11 protein-coding genes are annotated in these 15,369 nt (G+C 42.7%); 3 read left to right on the top strand and 8 right to left on the bottom strand.

Annotation, left to right across the window (positions count from 1 at the left end; translation table 11 throughout):
* Positions 1-37 precede the first annotated feature (37 nt).
* A complete protein-coding gene (locus BLT18_RS15695) occupies positions 38-805 on the bottom strand; it encodes a hypothetical protein (protein WP_091276130.1) in 768 nt (255 codons plus the stop codon).
* Positions 806-838: 33 nt separating this feature from the next.
* Positions 839-1,819, bottom strand: a complete 981-nt coding sequence (locus tag BLT18_RS15700) for a hypothetical protein (protein ID WP_091276135.1) — start codon at positions 1,817-1,819, stop codon at positions 839-841.
* Positions 1,820-2,161: 342 nt separating this feature from the next.
* Here BLT18_RS15700 and BLT18_RS15705 point away from each other — a divergent pair, with 342 nt between their 5' ends.
* Positions 2,162-3,589, top strand: a complete 1,428-nt coding sequence (locus BLT18_RS15705; RefSeq protein WP_175487564.1) for an S-layer homology domain-containing protein — start codon at positions 2,162-2,164, stop codon at positions 3,587-3,589.
* 209 nt (positions 3,590-3,798) lie between these two features.
* Here the strand turns inward: BLT18_RS15705 and BLT18_RS15710 are convergent, their stop codons facing one another.
* From BLT18_RS15710 to BLT18_RS15720, 3 genes are all read right to left on the bottom strand, one after another.
* Positions 3,799-4,563, bottom strand: coding sequence for an FxLYD domain-containing protein (locus tag BLT18_RS15710; protein ID WP_091276142.1), 765 nt, complete (start codon positions 4,561-4,563; stop codon positions 3,799-3,801).
* A 25-nt stretch (positions 4,564-4,588) separates the two neighbouring features.
* Positions 4,589-5,167 carry a hypothetical protein gene (locus tag BLT18_RS15715; protein ID WP_091276145.1) on the bottom strand — a complete coding sequence of 193 codons (579 nt, stop codon included), beginning with the start codon at positions 5,165-5,167 and terminating at the stop codon, positions 4,589-4,591.
* 328 nt (positions 5,168-5,495) lie between these two features.
* Complete coding sequence (locus BLT18_RS15720; protein ID WP_091276147.1) at positions 5,496-6,338, bottom strand: STAS domain-containing protein; 843 nt, start codon at positions 6,336-6,338, stop codon at positions 5,496-5,498.
* Positions 6,339-6,611: 273 nt separating this feature from the next.
* Here BLT18_RS15720 and BLT18_RS15725 point away from each other — a divergent pair, with 273 nt between their 5' ends.
* Positions 6,612-8,783 carry a heavy metal translocating P-type ATPase gene (locus BLT18_RS15725; protein WP_091276150.1) on the top strand — a complete coding sequence of 724 codons (2,172 nt, stop codon included), beginning with the start codon at positions 6,612-6,614 and terminating at the stop codon, positions 8,781-8,783.
* Between the two features lie 592 nt (positions 8,784-9,375).
* On the opposite strand, the gene BLT18_RS15730 is transcribed toward BLT18_RS15725, so the two are convergent.
* Positions 9,376-11,370 (bottom strand): methyl-accepting chemotaxis protein, encoded by a 1,995-nt coding sequence (locus BLT18_RS15730; protein ID WP_245705293.1) that lies wholly within the window; start codon positions 11,368-11,370, stop codon positions 9,376-9,378.
* 235 nt (positions 11,371-11,605) lie between these two features.
* On the opposite strand from BLT18_RS15730, the gene BLT18_RS15735 reads away from it, so the two are divergent.
* Entirely contained in the window at positions 11,606-11,803 is a 198-nt protein-coding gene (locus BLT18_RS15735; protein WP_091276154.1) for a hypothetical protein, read from the top strand.
* Positions 11,804-11,976: 173 nt separating this feature from the next.
* Here the strand turns inward: BLT18_RS15735 and BLT18_RS15740 are convergent, their stop codons facing one another.
* Both BLT18_RS15740 and BLT18_RS15745 read right to left on the bottom strand, forming a co-directional pair.
* Positions 11,977-12,228, bottom strand: a complete 252-nt coding sequence (locus tag BLT18_RS15740; RefSeq protein ID WP_091276157.1) for a hypothetical protein — start codon at positions 12,226-12,228, stop codon at positions 11,977-11,979.
* 417 nt (positions 12,229-12,645) lie between these two features.
* Positions 12,646-14,925, bottom strand: a complete 2,280-nt coding sequence (locus BLT18_RS15745) for an S-layer homology domain-containing protein (RefSeq protein ID WP_091276161.1) — start codon at positions 14,923-14,925, stop codon at positions 12,646-12,648.
* Between the last annotated feature and the right edge of the window lie 444 nt (positions 14,926-15,369).

The raw sequence follows: 15,369 nt of genomic DNA on the forward strand, positions 1-15,369 counted from the left end.
TATGAAACCTCATGCATATTAAAAAAATACGGCTTTTTCACATGCGCTCCTCGACAAACACACGAAGAACTTCTGCTTTCGTATCGCCTTCTTCTATCATTCTGTTTACAATGTATTGATAGTCTCTTGCTTGAAGCTCTCCCTTTTGCTCATACGCTTCTATGAGCGCTTCACGAAAATCATTTCTTTCTATGAATGCATTTTTGTCATGACCGTAGTTGTGCTGGATAAAATGCTGCACGTTTTCCGGAAGCCGCTTGATATCCTCTTGTACAGCGGTTTTATGCATGCCTCTATCCAGCTGTGCAAGGCTGTACTGTGTGACATAATAAGGTTGGGACGCATCGTTTCCTCTGGCGTAATAATCCAAATCGCTGTATCGATGGAGCAAGCTTATCATGCGCGTTCGTTTTTCCCTTTCATTCAGTGATTCTCCTTTGTCGTGCAGCCTCTTTTGAAAATTTATTAAAAGGCGGTGTATGTCTTCTAAGTCTTCTTTTAACGCTAGGTTTTCGGCTTGTTCTGCCGCTTCTTTTGTATCCGGGATAAACTGCTCCAATGTTTCCAATATATTTTCATTCTTGTGATTATCATGTTGAAGATATTCGCTGAAGTACGTATGTCCCTCTCTGATTACGTCACTGACTGTTTGATGTATACTGTCCGCCTTTCCGGCTTCCTCACTGTATTGCTCTTGGGTCTCTTGTTCTTGCTCTTCTCTGCTGTTTTCCCCTGTGCTGTCATCACTGCAAGCAGATAACATGAGTGTTGTGCTTAGCGCTGCTAAAACGATCTGCTTTTTCATGTTTTCCCATCTCCTATGTTTTGTTGTTTTCTCTTATTCTTTTTCTGCTGCCACCTCGTTTGCAAAATGCGTCGTGTTTGTTGGCACGACTCGAAAGTTTCTCCCAACATAATGTTCCAGGTCGCGATAAATCTCTGCCAATCGTACAATGGATTCATTTTCAGCGTAGCTGTCGATATTTTCAGTGTTTTCCTCTAAGTCTTTTAACAGCTCATACGTTTCTTCCAAGTCTTTTTTTATCGCTTCATGTTCTACTACGTCCAGTGCCTTTTCAGTGAATGGAATATAGCTTTCCAATGTTTGATCGAGGTTATCGTAATATGGGATATCTTCATTATCTCCATATTCCATGTATCCGCTCATGCGATCAAGTCCTTTATGAACAAGGCGGTTTATTATTTTATGAACACCAAACATTTTATCATCATCCTCAGACATTTCGACATACAGTGGCTGCGGTTTCAAACGCTGTTCTATGCCTTTCTCTTGTAATTCAGACGGAGGGCCTCCGTACACATCATCGGGAAAGTTTTGATGCACCCGGACGTCAACGGCTTCCCCTTCTTCAAATCGATTGTCTGGCAAGTTTTGAATGGAAATCCTGATATTATTCGTGAAGTACACTTCGCTGTTTGGCTCTCCATGTACAATAATATCGTCAACGATGCTTTCAAATTCAAATCCTGTTTCGTCCGGTGACTGCATTGAAAATTTAAGCAGAGCCGCGTAATCATCGGCAAGATCTTTATTAGCAGGACCAGTAAAACGTGTTCCCAGCTGCAAATCCCCCCAGCCAAACAGTGTGTCCCGCCTGTATTGAGTAACATTGATGTCATTTTTTAAATCAAATGTGACTCTGGCTTCGTCCGGGTCTGTTGTTTGAGAAATATTATCTTCTGTGTAATCATTGTTCTCTACAAACGTATGAAACCTTTTTTCTATGTTCGCGTTGTTATTGCAGCTCGTCAATAATGCTGTGGCAATACTAGCGATAATAAATAATTTTCCGCGCATGTGTTTTCCCCCCTTTTTTATCTCCTCTGCCTGTCTCATAACTCTAAAGCCCCTTAGCAATCTTGAACAACAGTGCGTAATCGTATAGACGTGATACGTATGCCTCTGTTACTACTTTTTCCTCTTTTATCTATTTGCGATAAGATAATGATTTTAACTAGTTCACTTCATGAAATGCAAGTTAGCAAAGAATAGAGGTAAACACATGTAAATGTAATCTGCATCTCAATAGAGGGTGATGGGTAACTATAATTGATTGTATAAACGATAGAATTTCGATATAATTGGCAACGAATAAAATGGGCAGTGGGGATGATTATATCTTATCGAGGGGGAAAAATAATGAGAAAAGCAGCAGGGGCTTTTACTTTGGCAGCTGCGTTCCTTATCGGTCCGCCCGCGGTTTCATCAGCTTCATTTCCAGACGTTCCAAAAGATTTTTGGGCGAAAACGGAAATAGATGAACTTTCAAACCGTGGAATTATGGGAGGTTATCCAGACGGCACGTTTAAACCTAACAATCCTGTATTACGCATACAGGCAGCCTCTATGATTGTTAATGAGCTGGGATTGGAACAACAAGATGATAAAATGTCAGAATTTAATGACGTCTCCAATCGTTTCGACCAAAAAGAAATAGTGGACATTATGGAAGAAACCGGTATCATGCGGGGAAGTAACGGGAATTTCAGACCCTATGAGCCCGTTACACGAGCACAGATGGCTACCATATTAACAAGAGCTTATAATCTAAAGAAAAATGAGGATCTTTATTTTTATGACATTCAACCGGATTACTGGAATTTTTCCGATATTAGTGCCTTGGCAGAAAGCGGAATAACAGGTGGAAGAGATTATAACCGCATCTTCTCACCTTCTGACGCTACGACCAGGGCGCAATTTGTAACCTTCTTACATAGAGCAACAAATGAAAGCGAGGGCAGGGAACCAGTAAAACCCAAAGCTGGAGACTATGGTCAATATGTTAAATATGAAGGTCTATTATATGGCATTAAAGATCCGAAAACCATCCATGCTGTAAGGGAAAATGAGAAAGGAAAATATGAGGAAGTCGAAATCTATCACCTAGAAGATTCTGAGATGTATAAGGAAGCTGATGAAAAGGAAAGAGAGGAAATGAAGTTCAACGAAAACTTACAAATTTATGGTCTGTGGAATGAAACGTTAGGGGAACTGGGGTATCCAGATTTGCCGAAAGAAAAGCTCGTAGCCGGATCCGTGAATACCGGCAAAGAGGATAAAGGTTTTCATTTGATAAATAGTAAAATACAAAAAGGTCATGGCTCTCCCCATTATAGGTATCTTGCGGACTGGATTTACATAGATGACCAATCAAAGTTAGTTCAGTATTGGGAAGAGCATGAGTTTGGCACATTTGATATAGATACAGGAGTTTCTAAAGCTGATTACGCAGGGTCTGTGATCATTTATGAAAAGGATAACAAGATTAAGTCACACAATCGCAGCGACTGGCATTACGGTCAAGAATCACAAAATGGCATGTCTGAATTGATATCCACTGTTTATTCAGGGGAAATTATAGACTTCAAAGTATTTGAGGGTCATGTAATTATTGTAACGCCTGACGGTTACACAGTGACTAGTCTAAGTGGGCGGACACTGGACGAGAAAAGTTATAACAGCCCTTCAAAACTAAGAAATCACGGCGTTATATTTGAAGAGACGCCAGAGGCAATGAAAATGATGTTAGGTAACGGAGAAGAAACAATAGGAGTATTACAGCGTTAATGTTTAAAACAGTGAGCACAGTCACTCTTAATGGAACATGTCGCTGTTCTGTTAAAGGAGCGTGATGGCTGAAGAGGAGAAAATGATAAAGAGAGCTTGGATGAACCCAAGCTCTCTTTTGTGGGAATAGCACTGTCCATGTGATGTGGTATTTCCGTGACCTCGCCTGTATGTTTGTCCTGGACTTAACAAATGAACCCTCTTCTCTCTTAAAATGACCAGTTGTACGCTTTTACATTTACTTCCGCTGCTTCTTTATCGCTTGGAAGTTCTGGCATGTTTAACTCAAATCCCGCTTTGCCGTCTGGATTCAAACTAACCTGGATGCTTCCGCTCAGCACACCGATCAACTCTCCGGCATCATCATACAGCGCAGCAGCAAGGCGGATATCATCGGCTGTTTCTTCGTTTGGGTTTATGACAGTTCCCGTTACGATATATGGAAACATGTCATCAGTTTTCACTTGTACGCCTTCCGTTTCCAGCATCATAGGTTCTTCGTCTGCCGCATCAAAATCAATGTTGACGCTGGCGTCTGCCACTGCCTCGTGTGATTCCACCCCTTCAATGCCGGTGTAATCCGAAATATACGCTTCCTCTCCCGGCATGACCACGTCAGGTACAGCCATTACCATGGGAGCAGTTCCAACAATGGTGCCTTCTTCGCCTTCGAAGTTGATTTGAATGTCTCCGATATTTGCTGGAGCATCACCGGTATTTTTAATAACAGCAGAATAAGTTGCATATGTATTGTCAATGCTGTCTGTTCTTGCGCCAAATGCTTCTTCAGCTACTTCAATATTTGGCGACTGCGCTTCTTCTTGCTGCTGTTCTTGCTCTTCTTCTGCTTGTGTTTGTTCTTCAGCTTCTTCTTCGTTATCATTTGAACTCATCGTATTTTCTTCTCCTCCACAAGCAGTGAGCACCCCGACAGACAATACAGAAACTCCTAATGTTTTCCAAAATGTATTCATAGAAACCCCTCTCCTTTATGTCTTTTTATTGTAATTGGTTTTCGATTTGTTCAATAAACATTTGCAAACCTTCGATGTCTTCTTCACTAAAGAAAGAGTCACTGTCTTCAGTTGCTTCTTTGGCGTCATAATTCATAATGTCTTCGCGTACAAGCGGGAACATCGCGATTTGATTGTCTTCATACATCACGTAATGCGTCTTGCTGCTGCCTTCCTCATTAGCTGCTTCTACTTGTACGACATCAATCGCTTGTCCTTCATCCTCAATGGTCGTTTGCTGGGTGGCTTCCATGCCTGTTCGTTCTGATTCTTCAGACGACCCAAGCATCATGAACCCGAGAAATTCTGCTGCATCACTATGTACGTATTCTTCTACAAAAGATTGAACGTCCTCTTCTGGTCCTCCGTTATACATGTAGTCAATAAATGCTTCAGATGATTCCTTCTTTTCTTCATCTACCGGGTTTTGCAGTTCTTGTTGTGGTGTTTGCTCGCTGCCTGCTTCACCACTGCTTTGTTCACTTGTTTCTTCGGATGAACAACCGATTAAAAAAGCAGTGAGCAGCACAGAAAAGCCCAGTGCTTTCATCCACGTACGTGTCATTGTTCTCCCTCCTGTTATGTTATTTGTTTTTTTGCAGGGCATTTTTATGTAATGCGGCGGCATGCTTTTTGCACCTGCCATGTTTATGCGGCTCTTATTAAACACCAAATATTTGAAAATATGTAAATGAAATACCATATAACAGCCACATTTATGTATCATACACTTTTGTCATCAAATTGTAAAATTATATGTTCATATTTTATTATGGAAATTATAACCATCTTCCATTAAAAAACATTGAGCCGTATTTGGCCCAATGCCTTGCTTGTGCAGTCTTTTTTTATGATGCATGTTCAACCTGACGACGTACTATGTTACAGATCAATTACGATTCATTATTCGCTGTCGTGAAAAAATCAGCCAGGGCCTGCTGGAGGCTTCCTTTCGTTTCTGCTTTCTTTTCAAAATACACACCAAGTGCAATCATTTTACGGACGACGTCCGGGCGCACTCCAGTAATGATAGGCTTACTTCCCATAATGGAAACACCATCAATCAGTTTCATTAAGTGATTCACCACAACCTCTTCCATTTCCGCAATACCTGATAAATCAAGCACTAATGTCCGAATCCGCTTTTCCCCTATTTCCATTAACACTTTCTCTTCAATCGTTGACATGCGTGCTTGATCAACTGTACCAATTAACGGCAGAACGTACACCTCAGATGTCACTGGAATAATCGGAACGGATAAATTTTCAACGAGCCTGTTTTGTGATTCAATCAATTCATCTTTATACGTTGAATAACTGAGAAAAAATGAATTCAAAAACTTGTCGATGTAATCATTGATGTTTTTCTCCAGCTCAAAAAAGTCCTGGCTTGTCTGCTTGTTTTCTGTTTTTTCATTATAGTCATAGAGAAAATTCCAGATGGTGCGCCGAATCGCCTGCACCCACTCCAGCTTAAACGTGAGAGTCAGCTTAAATTTCGCCCAAATTTCCCCTTCCTGCCTCGAAAACTGAATCAATTCCTCTTCCTGCTGCTCGATGACATGCATCACCAATTTATGAGCATTTTGAATAAGATCAATATTTCCGATTGCTTGAATTTCTTTGATTTTTTCTCTTACATTCACCGCTTCACGCAGCAGTTGTTGTTCAAACGCTTCTCTATTTTGAACAAGAAAGTCTTTAATGGTTTGGCCTTTTTCATATGTAAGGTCCATCTTGTTATCCCCCGTCCTCAAACTTTGATATCTGTCTGTTATTATTATTCTAAACAAATAAGCACTTGTAAAGTCGTCTTTTAAGTTGATGGTTTCATTCCCTTTTTTCCATGGTTTCAAACCGCTGTTAGTATAAATAGGAGAACGAGGACAATGTAGAAAAGACTCGATACCACACGTGAACAAGCACTGTCTGTATCAGTTGATAAACCCGCGTTTGCCGGGGTTTTTTCTTTTCAAAATCGTTGACATTCAAATGATCATTTGAGTAAGATGGCACTATATTCAAATATATATTTGATTGTAGAGAGAGAAGCGGAGGTGAGAGCAGTGCCTCACACAGATAATAAACACGTATACCGCATTGAAGGCTTAACATGAGCCAACTGTGCTAACACGTTTGAAAAAAACGTGCTGCACCTGGATGGTGTAGAACATGCTCATGTTAATTTTGGCGCATCGAAGTTAACAGTATACGGTGATGTCTCTAAACAGCAATTAGAAAAAGCTGGGGCGTTTGAAAATATTTCGCTCCGCCATGAACATGATAAAACCCCGCAGCCAAAACAGTCATTTTGGAAAAAACACCCGTCTCTTCTGTTGTCATTTTTCTTTTTGGCAGCTGGAGTGACTGCCTTTTTCGCTAGTGGGGAAGAAAGTTTTTATTCCACCGCTGCATTTCTGCTTTCTATTATTATAGGAGGACATTCACTGTTTCGTACGGGGCTTTCCAACTTGTTTCGTCTTCAATTTGATATGAAAACGCTCATGACTGTCGCCATTATTGGTGCTGTTATTATCGGGGAATACGGTGAAGGAGCGGTCGTTGTTATTTTGTTTGCGATCAGTGAAGCACTCGAGCGTTTTTCCATCGATAAGGCGCGGCAGTCGATTTCTTCACTTATGGACATCGCGCCGAATACAGCACGTGTCAAACGCGGCGGCGAGGAACTTGAGATTGATGTCGATGATATTGTCATTGGGGATGTATTCATCGTAAAACCTGGTGAAAAAATTGCGATAGATGGTGTTATTACACGTGGTGTGTCCACGATTAACCAAGCAGCGATTACCGGGGAATCCGTGCCTGTTGAAAAACAAAGCGGAGACGATGTGTTTGCCGGTACGTTAAACGAAGAAGGCTTATTAGAAATAGAAGCAACCAAACGCGTCGAAGACACCACGCTTGCCAAAATTATTCACCTGGTGGAAGAAGCACAGGCCGAAAAAGCGCCATCGCAAGCGTTTATCGACCGGTTTGCAAAGTACTATACACCGGCGATTATGGTAATTGCGCTGTTTGTTGCAGTCATCCCGCCGCTTTTGTTTGATGCTTCTTGGAGCACGTGGGTGTATCAAGGTCTTGCGGTGCTTGTTGTTGGCTGCCCTTGTGCCCTTGTTATTTCTACTCCGGTATCGGTCGTGACGGCCATCGGCAGTGCTGCTAAAAACGGGGTTTTAATAAAAGGCGGTGTCTATTTAGAAGAAATGGGGGCACTGCGCGCGGTTGCTTTTGACAAAACCGGAACGCTCACTTATGGAGTACCGGTTCTGACTGAGATGATGGTATACACCGGCAATGAAGAAGAAACGCTGTCGAAATTGGCAGCACTTGAGCATTATTCACAGCATCCTCTTGCCAGCGCCATTACAAGCTATGCCGATCGCAAACAGCTTTCTTATCAAACGATTGCGGTACATGATTTTCAGGCTATTACAGGAAGCGGTATTCAGGGCCGAATGGATAACACCATGTACTACGCCGCCAAGCCGGCATTTTTCTCCAATATGCCAGAGAGCATCCAAAACACAGTAAATGAATGGACATATGCTGGTAAAACGGTGATGGTCTTTGGTACAGATGATCAAATCCTGGCAGTTGTTGCTGTGGCGGATGATATCCGCCAATCCAGTCCGGCTGTTCTCAAGCGTCTGCATCAGTTAGGTATTACGGAAACGGTGATGCTTACAGGCGATAATGAACAAACAGCCAATGCTATTGGCGAGCTGGCTGGTGTCAAACGCGTACAGGCAAATTTACTGCCAGAAGACAAACTCCATTTTATAAAAACGTACATGCGCGACCATCAGAAAGTGGCGATGGTAGGAGATGGTGTGAACGATGCACCTGCTTTGGCCAATGCAACAGTCGGTGTGGCGATGGGTGGTGCTGGAACAGATACAGCACTGGAAACAGCTGATATCGCACTGATGGCAGATGACTTAGAAAAACTGCCATTCACGGTTGAATTAAGCCGCAAAGCACTGCGAATTATAAAACAAAACATCGTTTTTTCAATTGCAATTAAACTGTTTGCGCTCTTGCTTGTTGTTCCCGGCTGGTTGACGTTATGGATTGCCATATTTGCCGACATGGGAGCAACACTGCTTGTCACATTAAACGGGCTGCGCTTGTTAAAAACAAAGAACGGACGCCGCAAATAAGATAAAGGGGACAGGACACAATATAGGAACCTTATAATAATCCGAACGATTTATTAAAAATCGTTCGGATTATTTGTTTATCACAGGAATTTCTATCGCTGCTCCATCAGCATACGTCGCGTTCTGCGGGCACGGCCTCAGCTCCCTCGAACGGTGCAGTCCATGCCCATTCTGCGGGGTTCTCGCCTCATACTATTCCCGCAACAGCACCCGTCTTCCGCTTCTGCTTCCGGACAGCACATGGATGAAACATCTTTCCATTAACAATCAGAATATGTGCTTTTTCTTCCTTCGAAAGAAAAGCTATCCAGCGAACATGTTTTGCTGGACAGCTTTTTTGGTACTGTTTGTTATTGTTGGTTCTGCTGCAAATTACAAATGGCCCAGTACATATATGACGTACTTTTCAGCTGTCCCCTGGTGAATGGGAAGGAGCTGCGGCACTTGCGGAAAAACAGCAGCTTCAAAGACATCAAGGGCCGGTGTTGTTCTGATAAGCTGAAAGCGCTGGCGGCAGTAAGTGAGCCAGAAAAGCTGCATGACCAGAAAGAGAGATGATGATACACCCCGGCATCACAAACTTTATTAGCCCTTATTTTTCTAATGTGAAGCGTGCCAAGGCATGGTTTAACTCTACCGCCATTTCCCGCAGTGACTGCGCGGCTGCATCGACTTCCTGCATCGATGCGACTTGCTCTTCAGAAGCGGCCGCTACGCTTTGCGTGCTCGCTGATGTTTCTTCAGAGATTCGTGACATTTCCGAAAAGGCTGCCGCCATTTCCTCACTGGTGGCAGACAGCTGTTCAGAAGCAGACGCAATCGTATCCATATGCTCTGCCACATCGGTCGTTGACGTTTGGATATCTTCAAAACGCTGTTTCGTTTCATGCACTAATTCTAATCCTTCGTCTACTTCACTGCTGACATGCTCTGCGGCACTTGCGGATTGCTGCATGTCGCGTTGAATATCTCCGATGATATCTGCAATCTGCTTGGACGACTGCTGTGATTCTGCGGCGAGCTTCCGCACTTCTTCTGCCACGACCGCAAAGCCTTTGCCATGCTCACCGGCTCTAGCTGCTTCAATGGCTGCATTTAATGCAAGCAGATTTGTCTGTTCGGAAATGTCCGATATAACATTCACGATACTTTCAATTTCTTGCGAACGTTTAGTCAGTGACTGGTTGACCTTATTGGATTCTTGGACAGCCGTTTGGATCGTCTCCATTTTATTATATGTATCCTGTACCGTTTGTCCGCCCTCTTCGGCTTTTTTCAGTGTATCGTGGGAAGCCTGTGATACATCCGTTGCGGATGCTGCCATTTGTTCAATTCCCTGTGCCATGTCATCGATGGCTGCAGCGTTTTCCTGGGCGTGCTGCTTTTGCGTTTCCGCCCCGCTTGCTACTTGCTGCATCGAAGCTGTGATATCTTCTGATGACTTGCTCGACTGTTCCGAACTTGCGTGCAGCTGCTCCGAAGACGTACTCACCAGCGCTGCATTCTGTCCTGCTTTAGAAAGAATATCGCGCAGATTAGCTGTCATTTTATTCACATGAGAAGCCAATTCCCCCACTTCGTCGCGCGAGTGGATATTCACTGTTTTTTCTGTGACATCTCCATCTGCTACTTGTTTTACTTTGTCTGTAATGATTTGGATTGGTTTGCTTATTTTGGATGCAACGACCCCAGCAAACAAAATAATAATCACACTGGCTGCTGCCACAGTGATAAGCAATACCAATTGCAGCTGCTCTGCTGCTGACAAAATCGTTTCCATCGGTGTTTGCAAGTATAAACCAAGACCTGCTGTATGAACCGGAGCATATGCGATAACACCTTGTTTTCCATTGTTTTCAAATTCGCTTGATCCTATTGTCTGCCTGCCTTGCTCCACAATGTTTTGTTCATGCTGAGAAAATGCTGCCTCTTCAATAGTTTGATCAATATAGGAAGCTGTTGGATGATGCTGAATGACGTTATGTCGATCAATGACAATCGCATCGGTTTGTCCATCTTCTTGCAGCAGCGCTTCCGTTAACATATCAAAATTAACAGAGGCACTCAGCACACCGGTAATGTCCCCATTATCATCTTCGACTGGGGCTGCTATGACGATAATACGATTTCCCGTTGAATTAGACGTTAGAATGTCAGATACTGCTGTTTCACCATTCATTCCGCTTTGAAAATATTCACGTTCGGATAAGTCTAAAGCCCCTATGTGTTCTGTGGTCGTGTGAGCACGAACGATACCAGACGTGTCCGTGAATACAACCGTTTCATACACATCATCTTGATTTTTCATGTAATTCATTAAAGACAGTTTCACATCTAAATCATTTGACAAAATGTCGTCAGTAGCAGCTGCTAAGCGCAGTTCGCCCAGCCTTTTGTCCAGCCACTGTTCCATATTCATGGATAAATTTTCAGCAATAGTCTCCATGGATTCCTTTTCTTTTGCGACCATTTCCCCACTGCTAATGTTGTACACCAACCAGGAAGCTGTCAGCATCGGCAGAAGTCCAACTAGCAAAAAACTGGCGACAAGCTTCTTTTTCATGCCAACACGTTTTCTCTTTCTCATCATACCACTCCTTTTCATCCTCCATTAGGAGTGTATCAAAAGTCTTGAAAAAAGGCGTGGGTTTTACAATCATTTAAGAAAAAAGACCTAAATCAATATTAGAAATATTTACATGTTATGTTTTTGACCGTTTGGCGCACCTTAGAAAACGAGGGCACACACCCCTCATTTCTTCTGCTTTTACGAATGCTTACAGCTGATTGTAAAAAGCAATCCGACAGGAGATGATGATACCGTGGCACATCGGGAGAACAAAAACCGCCAAGACAAGAAGAACCGCGGATTGAATCGCGAAAACCGTAAGCGAAATCATCAGCAAGAACTGCAGGTCGATAACCGTCAAACCGAATTTGCCAGCGAATCAGAATTTCAAGATGACCTTGATAACCTGAATAACCGCGATATTCGTGAAGACAATTGCAGTGACTGCTAAATCTCCTGGAGAGCTGTCCCTTAAAAGGGATGGCTCTTTTTCATCAGAAAAGCGCATGCGCCTTGAAAGAAAGACGTTTGACTGTAGTTTAAAAGCTCGATTACTGCTGAACCTTTTACCACCGAACAAATCTGTTCAACACATTTCCTCATAAATAAAACAAGCACCCGATATTACTCGGATGCTTGGTGAAGGTTAGCACGTCTGATTTGAGATTCAGCTTTAGCATAAATGGTTCCAGCTTCTTCAGCACTAATATTAAATTCTTTGCCGGCTTTTTGTTCAACGTATGTGTCATTGGCTGCTTCATCGTATTTTTCACCGGCTTGTTCAAGCAGTTCATATTCTCTTACCATGAAGCGGTACACATCTTGTTCCAATGGCGGCAAGGATTCCAAAACGTTTTGTACGTTTACATCGCTCATATGTAATCCCCCTTTACTAACATCATAGTATATTTTTTCGAGAAAGCAAGGAGGAATCCTTTATTTTTTAAGGAAGAGAAAAAATATTTCACGCGTTCTTTTGCTCACTTTTAAAACACTATTTCATCTTCCGGGACAGGATGAACAACAAACCGGACTTCATCTGTATGACGCTGGCAACTCCCGGTGAAAATGACAAGTTGACACTGGCACCAATGCCGCGCGGGGCAACGATCAGCGATCTTGTGAAAGAGATATAAAGGCATATGATTGTGTAGAAAACCGCTGCTTTCCTATGTATATGTTGATACAAAAAGGCAAAATATAGGTGCAATTACAAAAATACGACCTCTCATTCATATAAAAGAGAAGCTTGAAGAATTCTTCAAGCTTCCCGGTAAACATCGATATGATGTATTATTGTTGTTTTCCTTCGAGAAGGGAAACCGGATAGGCAGCATTTATTTTCGTGTGGTTATGATACACATACACCATATCTCCTCTTTTTTCGATTTGTCCATAAAGGCGTCCTCCGACTGGCTTAGGCGGTTGTATCGTCTCACCATCACCATTAATAATTTCTACTTGTGCAACATCATTTCTATCTGTAAACACGTACATGCCGCCTTGATCACGTTCAATGAACTCTAAGGTATCGACCGTGCTGTAGATAACATCAAACTGTTTTTCATCCTCGTTCAATTTGACAAGGTATCGCTCCATCCCTCCACTGCTCACACTTCGGCTTAATATTCCATAATATTCCCCGCCTGCTTCTTTAATGGAATGGATACTCACCGTTGATTCTTCAAATGGTACCGTCCATTCTTCGACGTTTAAATGAGAGACATCTCCCGTTATGACTGATACAGAATCTCCCACTTTTCTAGGAGCTCCAAAAAAGAAATCATCGCTGGCGGCATACATGCGCAGTGCATCTTTCTCTCCTAATGGAAAAGAGATAGAATGTATCGTTTCATTTCCTGTATCAAAAGCATATAGGAGCCTGTTCTCCTGTTCGTTTGAGTCCTCAACCCGCAATGTTAGATAAATCGAATTCTCTGCCATAGTATGTGCTACTCCATGTTCCTCACCCTCTATCACATCTTGTTCGATCACCTGGCCGTCTTTGATAAAATAGACATACGTCTGTTGGGTGTTCTCATCAATAAATGCAATATAACCGTTTTGCTCATTATGTTTCCCTACACTAACATTGTGAACAGCTGGTGAAACATTCAAGTTTTCGTTTAGCATTGTAATGTCTTCTGCCTTTAAATCCCATTGATAGAACGTATTTTCACTCAATATATACAAACTGTCCCCCAACATTTCCATATCAAGCACAGCATGGTTTTGAATTTTCGTTTTCTTATCAGCCGCCCGGTCGACTGCGTACAATCCATCGTCGGTGCCAAGAATCATTTGATCGCTTGTCACTTCGATTTCATTGGCTGAACGTCCATGGATACGCTCTTTTTTCCCTGTTTCCATCGAATATTGGTACACAGCGTCATCTGTACTGTATACGATAATATTTTCACCATATTGAAGGGCATAGAACACATCACTGTTCCAGCCAAAATAGGTATTTTCCTGTTTCATAAACGTTGTATGAATAGTTTCAGGATTAGAACCGTCTAAATCTGCCCGCTTTAAACTGGCACTTTCCTCGGGAGACATGGTACGAGCCACTTCTACGTAATAAATGTGGTCATCGTAAATATACGGCGCTTTCATCGGCTGATCGATAATTCGTTCTTTCTTCGATCCATCGGTGCGAACACGATACAAGGAATAATTCGCATAACCCATCGAATAATCATCATTGACGTGAATTTGATAATAAATCCAGCCGTCATGCAGCATAAGCGGACTCCCGGTCGTCAGTCCAGACCCCCCGCTAATGTGATCATAAGAAAAATCTTCTCCCATGTCTTCACGCGTTAACACATATTCTTTCTCACCGGCCTCATTTGTCCGCACAATGTACTGGTCATCCACAGTATATGTCCAGCCGTCCGCTTCAACAGTTACCCCGCGTTTAACATCGCTATCTTCATTCGATGGAGGTGGAGCTGGACGTTCCTCCCCACTATCCAGTTTCATCGCATTCTCTAGAAAAACAGAAAACTGGGCGCGTGTCGTATGATTTCCTGGCCGGAAAGTGCCATCCTCATAACCGGATGCGATTCCGTTTGCTGCTATTGTACTAATGTCAGTAAAACTCCAGTAATCAGGTGCGACATCAGTGAACATCTCTTCCTTTGATTCTTCCATATCAAAGCTTCGGCGTATTACCGCAGCCATCTGTGCCCGTGTAATTGATTCAGCCGGACGAAATTCTCCATTGCTGCCGCGGATAATTCCTGCATCGTTGACCGTATTGATAATATCGTAGCGGTGGTGATTATCTGATACATCTGTAAAACCACCATCCGGCCGTTCGCTTGTATCAAGACCTAATGCCGAAACGAGCATGGAAGCCGCTTGACTGCGGCTGATTGGCCGGTTCGGCTGAAAACTCCCATCCGGATAGCCGCTGATTACCCCTTTGTCTGCTAAATAATCAATACTTTCCTTCGCCCAAAAGTCCTCCGAAATATCTGTGTACGTTGCAGCTTCTGTGCTGTGTGCAGACAGAAACAGTGCAAAAGCACATGCCGCTCCCGTTATTAATTTTTTCGATTTCCCCATAATCCTCCCACTTTCCTATGTATATTCCCTCCTATTTTCTCATATATTTCCAATTTTTTCAGCAACTTCTTTCCTATTCACTTTCTAACTATGTATTTTTCGATGAGAAAATCTCAGCTTGCTGCTCAACCTCTATGGGAAACCGCCGCGTTTCTACAGTCTAAAGAAAGCTTGGCGACAGCCAAGCTTTCAGGTACAGATGACAGCCCCGCTGCACGTGTGACGGTTTTCTCAACATATTAGCAGCATCACTAGTTGATTCGCACCAGCATATCGTCCTTTTCTATCAATATAAAAATTAATTATTTCTCATGTCGGCTAAATGAATCAATTTCATAAGTGCTTTTATGATTATCAAAAGCGAACATTATTTCGATTGTAGCGTAAGGCGGCGACTCCTGCGGGATAAGCTTGAGCTGAAGACCCCACAGGCAGCTTGCTGCC

Source organism: Alteribacillus persepolensis, from assembly GCF_900099605.1.
GTDB lineage: Bacteria > Bacillota > Bacilli > Bacillales > Marinococcaceae > Alteribacillus > Alteribacillus persepolensis.

What these genes read in the sequence shown, in the direction of transcription:
- BLT18_RS15695 (WP_091276130.1), bottom strand. Translation starts at nt 805, where the DNA reads ATGAAAAAGCAGATCGTTTTAGCAGCGCTAAGCACAACACTCATGTTA.
- BLT18_RS15700 (WP_091276135.1), bottom strand. Translation starts at nt 1,819, where the DNA reads ATGCGCGGAAAATTATTTATTATCGCTAGTATTGCCACAGCATTATTG.
- BLT18_RS15705 (WP_175487564.1), top strand. Translation starts at nt 2,162, where the DNA reads ATGAGAAAAGCAGCAGGGGCTTTTACTTTGGCAGCTGCGTTCCTTATC.
- BLT18_RS15710 (WP_091276142.1), bottom strand. Translation starts at nt 4,563, where the DNA reads ATGAATACATTTTGGAAAACATTAGGAGTTTCTGTATTGTCTGTCGGG.
- BLT18_RS15715 (WP_091276145.1), bottom strand. Translation starts at nt 5,167, where the DNA reads ATGACACGTACGTGGATGAAAGCACTGGGCTTTTCTGTGCTGCTCACT.
- BLT18_RS15720 (WP_091276147.1), bottom strand. Translation starts at nt 6,338, where the DNA reads ATGGACCTTACATATGAAAAAGGCCAAACCATTAAAGACTTTCTTGTT.
- BLT18_RS15730 (WP_245705293.1), bottom strand. Translation starts at nt 11,370, where the DNA reads ATGAGAAAGAGAAAACGTGTTGGCATGAAAAAGAAGCTTGTCGCCAGT.
- BLT18_RS15740 (WP_091276157.1), bottom strand. Translation starts at nt 12,228, where the DNA reads ATGAGCGATGTAAACGTACAAAACGTTTTGGAATCCTTGCCGCCATTG.
- BLT18_RS15745 (WP_091276161.1), bottom strand. Translation starts at nt 14,925, where the DNA reads ATGGGGAAATCGAAAAAATTAATAACGGGAGCGGCATGTGCTTTTGCA.